This is a genomic window from Cypionkella sp. PAMC25878 (genome assembly GCF_058135695.1).
The window spans coordinates 4,752,117-4,766,395 of the sequence record NZ_CM176871.1; the positions used below are offsets into that span (position 1 = coordinate 4,752,117).

The following is a 14,279-nucleotide window of genomic DNA, read 5'->3' on the forward strand; positions in this document are numbered from 1 at the left end:
AGCTAACACATTGATATTGCTTAAATGGATAACCTGTCCACGCGTGGACACCCCTCAACCACCACCAATCAACACCCCCGCCGCGAACACCAAAGCCCCCCCCAGCACCACCTGAAGGGCGGCCCTTAGGAACGGAGTCTCCATAAACTTGTTCTGAATCCAAGCAATCGCCCACAATTCCACAAACACCACCACCATCGCGATGCTGGTCGCGGTCCAGAAATCCGGGATCAGATAGGGCAGCGCGTGCCCAAGTCCGCCCAAAGCCGTCATCACCCCCGACGCCAACCCGCGCTTATACGGCGAGCCACGCCCCGACAGCACCCCATCATCATGCGCGGCCTCGGTGAACCCCATCGAGATCCCCGCCCCCACGCTGGCCGCCAACCCCACCAGAAACGTTGTCCAAGTATTCTGGGTCGCAAACGCCGTCGCAAAGATCGGCGCCAAGGTGGACACCGAGCCATCCATCAGCCCCGCCAGCCCCGGCTGCACCCAAGTCAGAATAAACTGCCGCCGCGCCACTTTATCCTCACCGTCGCGCACCTCCGGCCCCAGCAGATCAGCCTCCAACCCCTCAGCGTGCTGCGCGTGCCCCGCCTCTGCCGCCGCGAGATCGCCCAACAATTTCCGCGTCGCCGCATCCTTAGTCCGCGCCGCCGCCCGCTGGTAAAACTCCGCGGCACCATGTTCCATCGCGCGGGCTTCATCGCGGATCCGCTCCAGCCCCAGATTCTCGGTCAGCCAAACCGGACGCCGCGCATAAAACCCCGCCACATGCTCGCGCCGCAGCAGCGGAATAACCGTGCCAAAGCGGCTGACATGCAGGTCTATCAGCATCTGCCGATGCCCGTCTTCCTCGACAGCCATTTCATCAAACACCGCCGCGGAAGCCGGATATTCCGCCCGCAATCCTTGGGCATAGGTCCGATAAATCCGCGCATCATCCTCCTCGGACGAAATTGCCAGCGCCAACACCTCTTGTTCGGTCAGATCGGCAAAACGCCTGCGGTTAGAAATGTTGAAACCCATGGCAGACTCATCTCGGCTTAGTTTGGAATGATTCTAAATAAGCGCGCGCCGTAGAGGTTGACAAGCCCAAATCACAATATGAACCGTCAAGTTCATATTTCACTTGCCAAACTGAACGAATCAGTTCATTTTCACTTCTGAACCGATGAGTTCAGATAAAGGATGCCGTTATGAAACCCTTCGCCACCGCTCTGCTGCTCACCCTGGCCGCCGCCAGCCAAGCTTCGGCCTTCTCAATGAGCGTCAATCTCCCCGACCTGACCTTCCCGCCGACCACCACCACCGTCTCGGCGCAAAATGCTGCGCAGCCCGGCAAGTGACCAACCGCTTGCCCGTCCCCCCGCTGCCGCTATAGACTGTGGTAAGGGGGACAGCATGGGTGCCAAGCCACAACTAATCGTTAAGGGTCGCAAGTTCGATCAGGTGCTGGAAGGCGCGCGCATTGTGTTCATGCGTGACGGCTTTGAACGCGCCTCGGTCGATGACATTGCGCGCGAGGCCGGGGTGTCGAAAGCCACGCTTTACGCCTATTTCCCCGACAAACGCCTGCTTTTCTTGGAAATCGCCAGCACCGAATGTCGCCGTCAGGCCGATGATGCTGAATCTCATATTGATCCGAACGCGCCCGTCGCCGATGTCTTGCGGTTGGCCGCGCAAAAGATCACGGCCTTCATGCTGTCTGATTTCGGCCAGCGCATCTACCGTATCGCCGTGGCGGAATCAGAAAATTTCCCGGCCGTGGCGCATCAATTCTACCACTCTGGCCCGAAACTGGTGCAAGACCGCATCGCCGAAATCCTGCGCTGCGCCACCGAACGTGGCGAGTTGATCATCGAAGACATCCCCTTCGCCGCCGCGCAATTCGCGCAGCTGTGCAAAGTAGATATCCAAGATCGGATGATTTTCACGCCAATGCCCTGCTGCACCGCCGCCGACGCCACCCGCGTGATCGAGGGGGCTGTGTCGATGTTCATGGCGCGCTACGGCGCAAAACCCTAGCCGTTCTCGCGCAAAATCCCGCCCGCCAGATATAAAGACCCGCAGATCAGCACCCGAGCGCCCGGCGACACCGCCGCAATCGCGGCCAAAGCCTCGGCCACCGAGCCCGCCACTCCGGCATCCATCCCGACACTCAAGGCCGCATCCCGCGTCACTTCGGCGGGCAAAGTATTCTTCTCACCCGGAATAGACACCGCATGCAACCGCGTCACATGCGGCACCAGCGGCTGCATATAGCCGCGCACATCCTTGGTGTTCAGCATCCCGCAGATCAAATGTGTTTCCCGCGCGGGCATCCGCGCCAAGGTCGCTGCCACCGCCGCTCCGCCCGCCGGATTATGGCCACCGTCCAGCCACAACTCGACACCCGGAGCACTCTCTACCAAAGGCCCCACCCGCAACCGTTGCATCCGCGCGGGCCAATAGGCTTTCGTCACCGCGGCCTCACAAGCCGCCTGATCCTTGCCCAAAGCCCGCAGCGCCGCAATCGCGGCTCCGGCGTTTTGGATTTGAAACGACCCCGGCAGGTTCGGCAACGGCAGGTCCAACAACCCGTTTTCATCCTGATAGACCAGCCGCCCGCGTTCTTCCCAAACGCTCCATTGCTGTCCAAACGCCAGCACCGGGCACCCCAACCGCGCCGCGCGGGCTTCAATCACCGCCATGCCGGCGTCCTCTTGCGGCCCCACCACACAAGGCACGCCGCGCTTCAAAATCCCGGCCTTTTCCCCGGCAATCTCGGCCAAAGTCTCACCCAGATACTGCTGATGGTCGATCGACACCGGAGTGATCACCGTCAGCACAGGCTTTGCCACCACGTTCGTGGCATCCAGACGCCCGCCCAAGCCGACCTCCAACAAGGTATAATCCGCCCTCACCCGGCTGAACGCCAGAAACGCCGCGCAGGTGGTGATCTCAAAAAATGTGATCTCGTCGGGTCCGTTGGCAACCACACATTCATCCAGCAACGCCGTCAGTGCGTCTTCAGAAATCAACTCGCCAGCCAGCCTGATCCGCTCGTGAAACCGCGCCAGATGTGGCGAGGTATAGGCATGCACCAGTGACCCGCCCGCCTCCAGCCCCGCCCGAATCATCGCTTGGGTCGAGCCCTTGCCATTGGTCCCGGCGATATGGATCACCGGAGGCACCGAGCGTTCGGGATTGCCCAAAGCCGCCAACAACCGCTCCACCCGGTCCATCACAAGGTCGATCACCTTGGGATGCAGCGTCATCATCCGCTCAAGAACGGCGTCAGAACTCACGCTTTAACCTCAGCCGACTCAAGAATATCGCCCGGTGGCGGCAAATCGCCCTTCACCGCAGGGGACTGGTTCATCAGCATCCGCAGGATCGTGACCAATTCCTCGCGCAGCGCTTTGCGGTGCGTCACCCGGTCTAACATCCCGTGATCCAACAGATACTCGGCGCGCTGAAAACCCTCAGGCAGCTTCTCGCGAATGGTTTGCTCAATCACCCTAGGCCCGGCAAAACAGATCAGCGCGTTCGGCTCGGCAATCTGCACATCGCCCAGCATGGCATAAGACGCCGTAACACCGCCGGTGGTTGGATGCGTCAAAACCACCACATAGGGCAGCCCGGCCTCTTTCAGCATCTGCACCGCTACCGTAGTGCGTGGCATCTGCATCAAGGACAAAATCCCTTCCTGCATCCGGGCGCCGCCCGCTGCTGAAAACAGCACCAACGGCCGCTTGGTCGCCACCGCCCGCTGCGCTGCCGCGATGATAGCGTTGCCGACATACATGCCCATCGACCCGGCCATAAAGCTGAAATCCTGCGCCACGGCGATGATCGGCGTGCGGCCAACTTCGCCCTCGGCCACCAGCATCGCCTCACGCTCGCCGGTCACCTTTTGCGCCGCCTTCAACCGATCCGGATATTTCTTCTGATCGCGAAAATGCAGCGGATCGACCACGGGCTCCGGCACCTTAACCTCGACGAACACGCCGATATCAAACAGCCCGATAAACCGATCGCGCGGAGAAATCGCCATATGGTGATCGCAAGAGGTGCAGACGTTCAAATTCGCCGCGAGTTCGCGGTGAAACAGCATCGTCCCGCATTCCGGGCATTTCGTCCAAAGATTCTCGGGCACCTCGCGGCGCGAAAACAACGAGTTGATCTTCGGGCGGACGTAGTTTGAAATCCAGTTCATCGCCTGTCCTGCGGTAACATCGGTCTATCGTCAGATAGTCCGAGGGGGGCGGAAATGCAATCACTGCCACGCCCCGCTGGCATGGCCCCGCCGCCACAACCTGACACTCATCCGCCTTACCGTTTCATCTTGGCGCAAATACTTCCGCCGGAGGCTCCCCGGCCTCAACCCGTGCAGTCCCCTCGTTGTCGCAGCGTAGCGTGGGTGCAACCCACCGCTCGCATCCGCCCCACTCACGCCATATCCAACCAAACCTGCCCATCGCGGTAGCCGCCCGCGATCACATGGCCCGGAACGCTGACCTCTGGATGCGTCTCAGCCCAGTCCCGAAACCGATCATTGCTGACAATCCGCGCGCCCAATTCTCGGGCCGAGGCCAAGATCACCGGATCGGCGGGCGTGCCCTTGGGCACCACCATCACCCGATCCTGCGGCAAGCCCAAAAGTTTTCCGAAGGCATAGTCGTGCTTATACTTGCCCATAAGCTTGTGGCCGGCATTGGCATCAAACACCACGCCCGGCGCATAGCCCGCTGCGGTCAGCTTAGCCACCACCGCCCGCACCGATTCGATCTGCGGCATGTTATCCTTCCAATGCATGACGTTAGAGCCATCGATCACGACATATTTCGGCGGTGACTGCTTGCGCGCAAACACACCGCGCCGGGGTGGGCCAGTAAGCTCAGATACCTGTCGGTTGATCGATTGGGCTTCAAGTCCACGGTCCGCCGCCCCGCGCGCAAGCCCCGCCCGCAGCAACAGCCAAGCACTGGCCAGCAGCATCGGCCCCGCCAGCATCCCCAAATCCTGCCAACCCGGCAGCGCAACTGCTAGGACAAGCCCGATCCCCGAGGCCAAACAAAGCAAAAGCGGCACGAACATCACATACTCCCACAGACCATTTCGGCACAGGCACTTACGGGGATTCATCCCGCCAAACCCCTGTAAACTGCCAAATCCTTAAAGAATCCTTAAATCCAGCATCCTACCCCATTGATTTCAAACATCTAAAAAAGGTCCCGCGTTGGGACCCTTGCCAGCCTCACCCCTTGGGCCGATGATCCAAAATCCGCACCGCCTTGCCCTCGCTGCGCGGCACGGAGCCCGGCTGGCCAGCCGCGATCTCAATATTGATCCCCCACATCTGCCGGATCCGCTTGTGCAGGCCAGCTCCCAGCCGCGCCAATTCCGCCGCATCCGCAGCCACCACGGCCTCGACCAACACCCGCATTGAATCCAGCCGTCCATCCCGGCGCAGCTCGATCTGGAAATGCGGCGCAAGTCCCGGATGCGCCACCACCTGCTCTTCAATCTGGCTGGGAAACACGTTCACCCCGCGCAGGATCATCATGTCATCGCTGCGCCCGCGAATCCGCTCCAACCGCCGCATCGACCGCGCCGTGCCGGGCAGAATCCGGGTCAAATCGCGCGTCCGGTAGCGCACAACCGGCATCGCCTCTTTGGTCAGCGAGGTCAAAACCAGCTCGCCATATTCCCCGTCTGCCAGCAAAGCACCTGTGTCAGGATCAATAATCTCGGCGAGGAAATGATCTTCCCACAGCGTCAACCCATCCTTGGTTTCCACACATTCAGCCGCCACCCCCGGCCCGATCACCTCGGACAGCCCGTAGTTGTCCAGCGCGTGCATATCGAACGCCGTCTCTATCTCGGCCCGCATCGCATTGGTCCACGGCTCGCCGCCAAAAATCCCCACCCGCAGCGGACTTTTGCGCGGATCGCGGCCCTGCGCGCGGTATTCATCCAAGATCGACAACATGTAAGACGGCGTCGAGCAGATCGTGGTCGCGCCAAAATCCTCAATCAGATTGACCTGCCGATGCGTCATGCCACCCGAGACCGGAACCACAGTGCAGCCCATTTTTTCGGCGCCGTAGTGAAAGCCCAAGCCACCGGTAAACAGCCCGTAGCCGAAAGAAATATGCACCACCTCGCCGGGCCGCGTGCCACAAGCCCGCATCGTGCGCCGCATCAGATGCGCCCAAGTGTCGATGTCTTTCGCGGTATAGCCCACCACCGTTGGCTTTCCCGTGGTGCCAGATGAAGCGTGCAGCCGCACCACTTTTTCGCGCGGCACCGCGAACAATCCAAACGGATAATTGGCGCGCAGATCGGCTTTGGTGGTGAAGGGAAACCGCGAAATATCGCTCAGATGACGCAAATCATCGGGATGCGCACCTGCGGCTTTGAAGGCGGCGTTGATATGCGGCACGTTGTGATAGCCATGCGCCAGCGACCATTTCAGACGGCTGAGTTGTAGCGCCTCAATCTCATCGCGCGAGGCGATTTCAATGGGTTCAAGGGTCAGCCGGTCCGGCGATATATCCAGCATGCGGTCTCCTCGCCGGAGCGGCGACTAAGCTTAGAGTTGTGCGATCTTGCGCGCAAATCTGGGCATTGTCATGGCGAGATCAGAATGAAGGGCGGCGATAAGCAGGCAAAAGTTGCGACGGGGGCGACCCGCCGCAGCTTTTGCTCAAGGATTCATCACTTCGCGGTGTTAGGCCGCCAGCAGATCATGCACCATCGGAATCACCTTCTCGCCGTAAAGCTGGATACAGCTGATCAGCTGATCATGCGGCTGCGGCCCGGTCGCATATTTCATGTCAAACCGCTGGATCTTCAGATCGCGGATCGTCGCCGCGATCTTCTTGGCCACGGTTTCCGGTGAGCCGACATAGAGCGAGCCGTGGTGAACTTCCTCCAAGAACCGCTCTTTGGTCGTCGGTGGCCAGCCACGTTCGCGGCCCAGACGGCCAAACATGGTTTGGTAATGCGGCCAAAGCGCCTCTTGCGCGGCCTCATCGGTTTCCGCGACAAACCCCGGCGAATGGATGCCGATCGGGCGCACAGTCTTGCCCAACTGGTCCACCGCGCGATGATAGAGGTCGATATAGGGCAGGAACCGCCGGGGATCGCCGCCGATGATCGCCAGCATCAGTTGTAAATCCTGCCGCACCACCCGCACCACCGATTCCGGGCTGCCACCAACGCCGACCCAAGTGGTCAGTTGCTTCGGGCCAACCGGAGGATAAACGATCTGGTTTTTCAACGCCGTGCGGGTTTCCCCTTGCCACGTCAGGCTAGGCTCTCGCACCAGTTTGGCGAAAATATCCAGCTTTTCCTCGAATAGCAGTTCGTAGTCGTCCATCGCATAGCCGAACAACGGATAGCTTTCTGTGAAGCTGCCACGCCCCAAGATCACCTCGGCGCGACCGTTTGAGATCGCGTTCAGGGTTGAGAACCGCTGGAACACCCGGATCGGATCATCCGACGACAGCACCGTCACGGCGGTGCCCAAGTGGATCTTGCTGGTGCGTCCGGCGATGGCCGCCAAGATCACCTCGGGCGAGGAAATCGCGAAATCCGGGCGGTGATGTTCGCCCAAGCCGATGAAATGCACACCCGCCTGATCCGCCACCACGGCTTCTTCGACCACATCGCGGATCACCTGATCCATCGGTTTCTGCGCGCCGCTGACGTCGATGGTCACGTCGCCAAAGGTATCAAGGCCAAGTTCGATAGTCATATCTGTCTCCCAGAGCGGCGCGGGACGATCCTGCGCGCTCATCTGTTGAGCCAGAAATAGGCGCAGCCGCGCGTATGGGGAAGTCCGCGCGGCTGCACATCAGCTGTTCGATAGGGATCAGCCGATGTAGCTGCGCAATGCCACTTCCGTACCTTCGTCGCGCACGCGGGCGAGTTGGGTGGCAAAGGCCACTTGGAAGATCGGGTTGTCGGCCAGATCGCCATAGATCGTGCGTTGATCCAGCCAAGCCTGCGGGTTGCTTTGGGCGGCTTTGGCGGTGACTTGCAAAGCCTCCCAATTCGGATCGTTCGGCGGGATGTAGGTGCCTTTGTCCGAAGTGCCGGTGCAGTAACGGCACCAAAGCGCTGAGACGAGGGCCAAGCCATCACAAGATTGCCCCGCTGCCAAGCGATCACGCAACGGCGGCACGATAAACTTCGGCTGGCGGTTGGAACCGTCAAGGCAAAGACGGCGCTCGGTATCAGCAACTTCGGGGTTCGAGAACCGCTCGACGATCTTGGCGTAGTAATCCACAAGATTGGTGTTTGGGACCGGGGCGACGGTGGGGATGATCTCGGTGGTTTCCAGTTTATTCAGGAAGCCGAGGATCAGCGGATGCGCCATCGCCTCATGCACATACTCAATATCCAGCAGACCGCCGGGATAGGCAATGGTGGCGTGGCCGCCGTTCAGGATACGGATTTTCATCGCCTCATAGACGTGCACGTTATTGGAAAGCGTGACGCCGACCTTTTCCAAGGGCGGACGACCAGCAGGGAAATTATCCTCCAGCACCCATTGGCGGAAGGGTTCGCAGGTGACGGGAACCGGATCATCGCCAAGGCCAAAAGCGGCGGCCATAGCGCGCTCGCGCGGGCCTGTAGCGGGAGTGATCCGGTCAACCATGCCGTTCGGAAAGGCGACATTGGCCTTGATCCAATCGGCCAAAGCGGGGTCGGACAGACGCGCAAGGCCCACGACGGCGGCTTCGGTAACATGACCGTTACCGGGCAGGTTATCGCAGGACATCACGGTAAATGGCGCAATCCCAGCGGCGCGGCGGGCTTTCAGCGCTGCAATGATCGCGCCAAAAGCAGTACGGTGTGGGTTGGCGGCATCTGCGGCGATTTCCGGCGCTTTCGGGTCAAATTCCCCCGTCGCGGGGTCGATGAAATAGCCACCTTCGGTGACGGTCAGGCTGACAATGCGGATTTCCGGCTTCGCCATCGCGGCAATCAACGCGGCATTATCCGGCTGCACTTCGATAAAGCCGATCATCGCCCCGATCCGGCGGGCGGATTTTCCTTTCGGGTCCAACTCGATGATCGACGACAGACAATCCTGCGCCAACATCGCCTCGCGCATCCGCGCATCGCCCTCGCGCACGCCCGCGCCAAGGATCGCCCAATCATGCGCCAATCCCATCGCGAACAGATCATCCAAGTAAACCGCCATATGCGCGCGGTGGAAGTTGCCCAGACCGATATGCACAATACCGGGGGTCAGCTTACTGCGATCATAGGCAGGCATTTTCGCGGTTTGTGAACTGTCATTCATGTTCATGCCATCCAGTTGCCGCCGTCAACGCCGAAGCATTGCGCGACGATGTATTCGGCCTCGGGCGTGGCGAGAAAAATTGCCATTCCGGTCAGGTCCGCTGCTGTGCCCATCCGCCCGAAGGGCACAGCAGCCCCAACTTCGCGCTTTTTTTGGCCCGGCTGTTTATTTTCATACTTGGCGAAGAAGGCATCGACGCCATCCCAATGCTCACCATCCACCACGCCGGGGGCAATCGCATTGACGTTGATCTTATCCCCGATCAACCCCAAGCCAGCGCTTTGCGTCAGGCTGATCACCGCGGCTTTGGTGGCACAGTAAACAGCCACCAAGCCCTCACCCCGACGCCCTGCCTGCGACGCCATATTGATGATTTTTCCACCTTTTCCGCGCGCAATCATGTGTTTCGCGGCGGCCTGCATACAGAACAAAGTGCCCGAGACATTCACTGCGAACAAACGGTCATAATCGGCGCGGGTGATTTCGGCAATCGGCGAGGCGGTGAACAAAGCGGCGTTGTTCACCAGAATGTCCAACGAGCCCATCTGCTCAATCGCGGTTGCAAACCCCGCGTCAATCGACGTTTGCGAGGTCACATCCATCTGCACCCCAATCGCCTTCGGCCCCAAGGCAGCAGCAGCTTTCGCAACCGCTTCGGCATTGATATCGGCCAAGGCAACCGTGGCGCCCTCGGCGATATAGGCGCGCGCGAACTCCAGCCCAATGCCACGGGCCGACCCGGTGATAAGGGCGGTTTTTCCAGTCAGCCTCATGCGATTGCCTTTCCATCCGCGCCAAAGCGATGCACCTTGCCGTCCTGCGGTGAGAGATAAACCGTGTCACCGTAGCGCAGGGGAACATCGCCGCCCGCCCGCACCGTCATCGAGCCATGGCCTTCGACATTGACGTGCAGGAAGGTGTCAGAGCCCAGCAGTTCGGCCACTGAAACCATGCCCTTCCACTTGCCCGCCGTAGTCGAGATATCAATATGCTCGGGCCGCACCCCAATCGTCGTCGCCCCCATCGCCTGCGCATCCGCGCCGGTCAAAAGGTTCATCCGGGGCGAGCCGATAAAACCCGCGACGAACACATTGGCTGGGTGATTGTACAGATCCAACGGCGAGCCAACCTGCTCGATATTGCCCGCCTGCAGCACCACGATCTTGTCGGCCATGGTCATGGCTTCGACCTGATCATGCGTCACATAGATCATCGTGGTTTTCAGCGTGTGGTGCAGTTCGGTGATCTCCAACCGCATATTGCCACGCAAGGCCGCGTCAAGGTTCGACAACGGCTCGTCAAACAGAAAGGCTGCGGGTTCGCGCACAATCGCCCGGCCAATCGCCACCCGCTGACGCTGACCGCCCGAAAGCTGACCCGGCTTCCGCTCCATATAACTGGTCAGGTTCAGCACCTTGGCGGCGGCGTCGGCCTTTTTGGTCGCCGCTTCAATATCCATCCCGGCCATTTTCAGCGGGAACATGATGTTTTTGCGCACCGTCATATGCGGATACAAGGCATAAGACTGGAACACCATCGCCAAGCCACGCTTGGCAGGGGGCAGCGCCGTGGCATCCTTGCCATCAATCTCTATGGTGCCAGATGAGGTATCCTCCAGCCCCGCGATCAGCCGCAGCAGAGTGGACTTGCCACAACCTGAGGGGCCGACGAACACCACGAACTCGCCATTCTCAATCGTCAGATCGACGGAAGGAATGACATGCACGTCGCCAAAGGATTTGCGCACCGATTTTAGAACAATCTTACCCATGATTTCCTCACTTCACCGCGCCGAAGGTCAGGCCGCGGACCAATTGTTTCTGGCTGAACCAGCCCATGATCAGGATTGGAGCGATGGCCATGGTCGAGGCCGCCGAAAGTTTTGCGTAGAACAGACCCTCTGGGGCCGAAAAGCTGGCGATAAACTGCGTCAGTGGTGCCGCATCCGAAGTGGTCAGTTGCAGCGACCAGAACGCCTCATTCCACGACAGAATGACGTTTAACAGCAGGGTTGAGGCAATGCCGGGCAGCGCCATCGGCGTCAGCACATAGAGGATTTCCGATTTAAGGCTTGCGCCATCCATCCGCGCCGCCTCAAGGATTTCACCGGGGATTTCCTTGAAGTAGGTGTACAGCATCCAGATCACGATCGGCAGGTTGATCAGGGTTCCGATGGCGACCAACCCGGTGCGGGTGTCCAAGAGGCCCGTCACCTTGAAGCCCAGATACATCGGGATCAATACGCCGACAGCGGGCATCATCTTGGTCGACAGCATCCACATTAGCAGGTCTTTGGTCTTTTTGCCGGGAACGAAGGCCATCGACCAAGCCGCAGGGATGCCGATGATCAGCGCCAGAACCGTGGAGCCGACCGAGATCACCACCGAGTTCATAAAGAACTTACCGTAGCTGTTCTGGGTCTGCACCGCCTGATAGGCTTCGGTTGTCCAAGGCGATGCTAGCATCGCGAACGGCGATTTGATCGCGTCGCCCTCGGTGTGGAAACTCATCAGGAAGATCCACAGGATCGGGAAGAAAATCAGAAAGCCAACCAGCCATGCCCCGATGGTAACGATGACTTTGCTATTTGTTGTTGTGCTGCGTGCCATGATTTTTCCTCACGCGTCCAGGTTCTTGCCAATCATTCGCATCGCGAAGAAGGCAACGATATTGGCCAGAATGACCGCGATAATGCCGCCCGCAGAGCCAGCGCCGACGTCGTATTTGACCAGCGACTGGATATATACGAGGTAGGAAATCGTCGTTGTCGCCGTGCCCGGACCGCCGCTTGTGGTGACGAAAATCTCGGCAAATACGGCCAGCAGGAAGATGGTTTGGATCAGGATCACCACGGTCACAGCGCGGGTCAGATGCGGCACGGTGAGGTAGAAAAACCGGCTCAGCACGCTTGCGCCATCCATCTCGGCGGCCTCTTGCTGCTCACCATCCAAGGATTGCAACGAGGTCAGCAGGATCAGCGTCGCAAAGGGCAACCACTGCCACGCGACGATACCTATGATCGAGAGCAGCGGGGCTTGGGACAAGAAATCAAACGGCTGCAGCCCCAACCCCTTGGCGATATGGGCAAACATGCCATTCACCGGGTTCATAAACATGTTCTTCCAGACCAAAGCTGACACCGTGGGCATCACGAAGAACGGGGCTATCACCAGCACTCGGACAATGCCTTGGCCCCAGAACGGCATGTTCATCAGCAGCGCCAGCAGGATGCCGCCCACCACGGTGATGAACAAAACCCCCAACACGATGGCAAGCGTATGCAGGATCGAGGCGAGGAAGGTGCGGTCGGTCAGGAAGTAGTAATAATTGTCAAATCCGGCCCAAGTTGATGGTTTCGGCACCAGCAATTTGTAATCCAGAAAGCTGAAATAGATCGTGGTGACAAGTGGCACGATCATCCAGAGAAACAACAGCACGACCGACGGCGCGACCATGAAGCGTGCGGCAATACGCGAATGCTGGGTGGCCATGTTGAACCTCCTCCGTTGCAAATTTTGGGAAAGGGCGCGGTCGTCTTGAGGCGACTTTTGCGTCAGTCTGCGCAAGAAGCGCGGATAAAGGGCGGGACTACCCTTGGGAGATGCAGCCCCGCCCTCTTCGCTGATTACTTGATGTAACCGGCTTTGGTCATTTCCGTCGTGGTCAACTCTTGAGCCGCAGCCAAGGCGTCAGCCGCCGTGGTGGTGCCTGCAAGCGCTGCCGAGAACTGCTGGCCGACTTCGGTCGCAATGCCCGCAAACTCCGGGATAGCAACGAATTGCACGCCAACATAAGGCACCGGATCGACGGTCGGATGGGTCGGGTCAGCCGAGTTTATGCTGTCCAACGTCATCTTGGCGAACGGCACCTTTTGGTATTCCGCATTCGCATAAAGCGAGGTGCGGGTTCCCGGAGGCACGTTGGCCCAGCCTTCTTTCGAGGCTACCAGTTCGGTGTATTCCTTCGAGGTCGCCCAAGCCACAAAGGCCTTGGCGGCATCGACTTTCGCCGAACCAGCCGGAATGGCCAAAGACCAAGCCCACAGCCAGTTGCCGCGCTTGCCCAGACCATTATCAGGTGCCAAAGCGAAGCCCATTTTGTCAGCAACGGTGCTGTCTTTACCGGTTACAAACGATGCCGCAACGGTGGCGTCGATCCACATGCCGCAATGACCTTGCTGGGTCAGCGCGAGGTTTTCGTTAAAGCCGTTGTTGGATGCACCGGGCGGACCGTAATCGTTCATCAGGTGCAGATAGAAGGCCAAGGTATCAGCCCAAGGTTTTTGGTCGAACTGCGGCTTCCAATCCATATCGAACCACTTGGCGCCGAACGAATTCGACATTGCAGTCAGGAAAGCCATGTTCTCGCCCCAGCCGGCTTTGCCACGCAGACAAATGCCATACTGCTCTTTCGACTTGTCGGTCATCGCCGCGGCCGCTTTGTCGATGTCAGCCCAAGTCGGCGCATCCGGCATGGTCAGGCCAGCGGCTTCCATCAGGTCTTTGCGATACATCACCATCGAGGATTCGCCGTAGAACGGTGCGGCGTAAAGCTCGCCGTCCACCGTCAGACCACCCGAGATTGCGGGCAGCAGGTCGGCTTTGTCCCAAGCTTCCGGCAGATCGTTCAAGCTGACCAGCCAGCCCGATTTGCCCCAGATCGGAACTTCATAGGTGCCGATGGTCAACACGTCGAACTGACCGCCTTTGGTGGCGATGTCGGTGGTGACTTTCTGGCGCAGGACGTTTTCTTCCAGCGTGACCCACTCGACTTTGATGTCGGGGTTCTTGGCGTAGAAATCGTCCATCAGCCCTTGCATACGGATCATGTCGCCGTTGTTCACGGTGGCGACAGTGATCGTGGTTTCGGCCGATGCAAGACCCGCAAGGGTAAGCAGAGCCGTCGCGCCAAGCAGCGCGCGAAGCGTCATGTTCATTGGTATCCTCCCAGATCAGCGATTGAGCATTTCATC

At 59.5% G+C, this 14,279-nt stretch carries 14 protein-coding genes; 2 read left to right on the forward strand and 12 right to left on the reverse strand.

What is annotated here, in order from left to right:
* Positions 1-54: 54 nt before the first annotated feature.
* On the reverse strand, positions 55-1,032 hold the full coding sequence (gene mbfA, locus ACS5RD_RS23790) for an iron exporter MbfA (protein WP_054008177.1): 978 nt from the start codon (positions 1,030-1,032) through the stop codon (positions 55-57).
* 170 nt (positions 1,033-1,202) lie between these two features.
* On the opposite strand from mbfA, the gene ACS5RD_RS23795 reads away from it, so the two are divergent.
* Together ACS5RD_RS23795 and ACS5RD_RS23800 are read left to right on the forward strand one after the other, a co-directional pair.
* Positions 1,203-1,352 (forward strand): hypothetical protein, encoded by a 150-nt coding sequence (locus tag ACS5RD_RS23795; RefSeq protein WP_156317710.1) that lies wholly within the window; start codon positions 1,203-1,205, stop codon positions 1,350-1,352.
* Between the two features lie 55 nt (positions 1,353-1,407).
* The gene (locus ACS5RD_RS23800; RefSeq protein ID WP_054008178.1) at positions 1,408-2,031 is read left to right on the forward strand and encodes a TetR/AcrR family transcriptional regulator; all 624 of its coding nucleotides are present in this window, start codon (positions 1,408-1,410) and stop codon (positions 2,029-2,031) included.
* Here ACS5RD_RS23800 and ACS5RD_RS23805 read toward each other — a convergent pair.
* The 11 genes from ACS5RD_RS23805 to ACS5RD_RS23855 form a co-directional block, all read right to left on the reverse strand.
* Positions 2,028-3,266 carry a bifunctional folylpolyglutamate synthase/dihydrofolate synthase gene (locus ACS5RD_RS23805; protein WP_489931426.1) on the reverse strand — a complete coding sequence of 413 codons (1,239 nt, stop codon included), beginning with the start codon at positions 3,264-3,266 and terminating at the stop codon, positions 2,028-2,030. The two genes, ACS5RD_RS23800 and ACS5RD_RS23805, sit on opposite strands and share 4 nt — an antisense overlap.
* A 23-nt stretch (positions 3,267-3,289) precedes the next feature.
* Positions 3,290-4,204: an acetyl-CoA carboxylase, carboxyltransferase subunit beta gene (accD, locus tag ACS5RD_RS23810; protein WP_489929396.1), complete on the reverse strand. Its 915-nt coding sequence runs from the start codon at positions 4,202-4,204 to the stop codon at positions 3,290-3,292.
* Between the two features lie 233 nt (positions 4,205-4,437).
* Positions 4,438-5,133 carry an NYN domain-containing protein gene (locus ACS5RD_RS23815; protein WP_489929397.1) on the reverse strand — a complete coding sequence of 232 codons (696 nt, stop codon included), beginning with the start codon at positions 5,131-5,133 and terminating at the stop codon, positions 4,438-4,440.
* A gap of 112 nt (positions 5,134-5,245) precedes the next feature.
* Complete coding sequence (locus ACS5RD_RS23820) at positions 5,246-6,553, reverse strand: AMP-binding protein (protein ID WP_489929398.1); 1,308 nt, start codon at positions 6,551-6,553, stop codon at positions 5,246-5,248.
* A gap of 168 nt (positions 6,554-6,721) precedes the next feature.
* On the reverse strand, positions 6,722-7,750 hold the full coding sequence (locus tag ACS5RD_RS23825) for an LLM class flavin-dependent oxidoreductase (RefSeq protein ID WP_489929399.1): 1,029 nt from the start codon (positions 7,748-7,750) through the stop codon (positions 6,722-6,724).
* 117 nt (positions 7,751-7,867) lie between these two features.
* Positions 7,868-9,307, reverse strand: a complete 1,440-nt coding sequence (locus ACS5RD_RS23830; RefSeq protein WP_489929400.1) for a mannitol dehydrogenase family protein — start codon at positions 9,305-9,307, stop codon at positions 7,868-7,870.
* Positions 9,308-9,309: 2 nt separating this feature from the next.
* Positions 9,310-10,080, reverse strand: coding sequence for an L-iditol 2-dehydrogenase (locus tag ACS5RD_RS23835; protein ID WP_489929401.1), 771 nt, complete (start codon positions 10,078-10,080; stop codon positions 9,310-9,312).
* Complete coding sequence (locus ACS5RD_RS23840; RefSeq protein ID WP_489929402.1) at positions 10,077-11,078, reverse strand: ABC transporter ATP-binding protein; 1,002 nt, start codon at positions 11,076-11,078, stop codon at positions 10,077-10,079. The genes ACS5RD_RS23835 and ACS5RD_RS23840 overlap by 4 nt, the downstream gene beginning before the upstream one ends.
* 7 nt (positions 11,079-11,085) lie before the next feature.
* On the reverse strand, positions 11,086-11,916 hold the full coding sequence (locus ACS5RD_RS23845) for a carbohydrate ABC transporter permease (protein WP_489929403.1): 831 nt from the start codon (positions 11,914-11,916) through the stop codon (positions 11,086-11,088).
* Positions 11,917-11,925: 9 nt separating this feature from the next.
* Positions 11,926-12,798, reverse strand: coding sequence for a carbohydrate ABC transporter permease (locus ACS5RD_RS23850; protein WP_054008185.1), 873 nt, complete (start codon positions 12,796-12,798; stop codon positions 11,926-11,928).
* A 134-nt stretch (positions 12,799-12,932) separates the two neighbouring features.
* Positions 12,933-14,243 (reverse strand): ABC transporter substrate-binding protein, encoded by a 1,311-nt coding sequence (locus ACS5RD_RS23855; RefSeq protein WP_489929404.1) that lies wholly within the window; start codon positions 14,241-14,243, stop codon positions 12,933-12,935.
* Positions 14,244-14,279 lie beyond the last annotated feature (36 nt).

What these genes read in the sequence shown, in the direction of transcription:
- ACS5RD_RS23855 (WP_489929404.1), bottom strand. Translation starts at nt 14,243, where the DNA reads ATGAACATGACGCTTCGCGCGCTGCTTGGCGCGACGGCTCTGCTTACC.
- ACS5RD_RS23800 (WP_054008178.1), top strand. Translation starts at nt 1,408, where the DNA reads ATGGGTGCCAAGCCACAACTAATCGTTAAGGGTCGCAAGTTCGATCAG.
- ACS5RD_RS23835 (WP_489929401.1), bottom strand. Translation starts at nt 10,080, where the DNA reads ATGAGGCTGACTGGAAAAACCGCCCTTATCACCGGGTCGGCCCGTGGC.
- mbfA (WP_054008177.1), bottom strand. Translation starts at nt 1,032, where the DNA reads ATGGGTTTCAACATTTCTAACCGCAGGCGTTTTGCCGATCTGACCGAA.
- ACS5RD_RS23795 (WP_156317710.1), top strand. Translation starts at nt 1,203, where the DNA reads ATGAAACCCTTCGCCACCGCTCTGCTGCTCACCCTGGCCGCCGCCAGC.
- ACS5RD_RS23830 (WP_489929400.1), bottom strand. Translation starts at nt 9,307, where the DNA reads ATGAATGACAGTTCACAAACCGCGAAAATGCCTGCCTATGATCGCAGT.
- ACS5RD_RS23815 (WP_489929397.1), bottom strand. Translation starts at nt 5,133, where the DNA reads ATGAATCCCCGTAAGTGCCTGTGCCGAAATGGTCTGTGGGAGTATGTG.
- accD (WP_489929396.1), bottom strand. Translation starts at nt 4,204, where the DNA reads ATGAACTGGATTTCAAACTACGTCCGCCCGAAGATCAACTCGTTGTTT.
- ACS5RD_RS23840 (WP_489929402.1), bottom strand. Translation starts at nt 11,078, where the DNA reads ATGGGTAAGATTGTTCTAAAATCGGTGCGCAAATCCTTTGGCGACGTG.
- ACS5RD_RS23825 (WP_489929399.1), bottom strand. Translation starts at nt 7,750, where the DNA reads ATGACTATCGAACTTGGCCTTGATACCTTTGGCGACGTGACCATCGAC.
- ACS5RD_RS23850 (WP_054008185.1), bottom strand. Translation starts at nt 12,798, where the DNA reads ATGGCCACCCAGCATTCGCGTATTGCCGCACGCTTCATGGTCGCGCCG.
- ACS5RD_RS23805 (WP_489931426.1), bottom strand. Translation starts at nt 3,266, where the DNA reads ATGATGACGCTGCATCCCAAGGTGATCGACCTTGTGATGGACCGGGTG.
- ACS5RD_RS23820 (WP_489929398.1), bottom strand. Translation starts at nt 6,553, where the DNA reads ATGCTGGATATATCGCCGGACCGGCTGACCCTTGAACCCATTGAAATC.
- ACS5RD_RS23845 (WP_489929403.1), bottom strand. Translation starts at nt 11,916, where the DNA reads ATGGCACGCAGCACAACAACAAATAGCAAAGTCATCGTTACCATCGGG.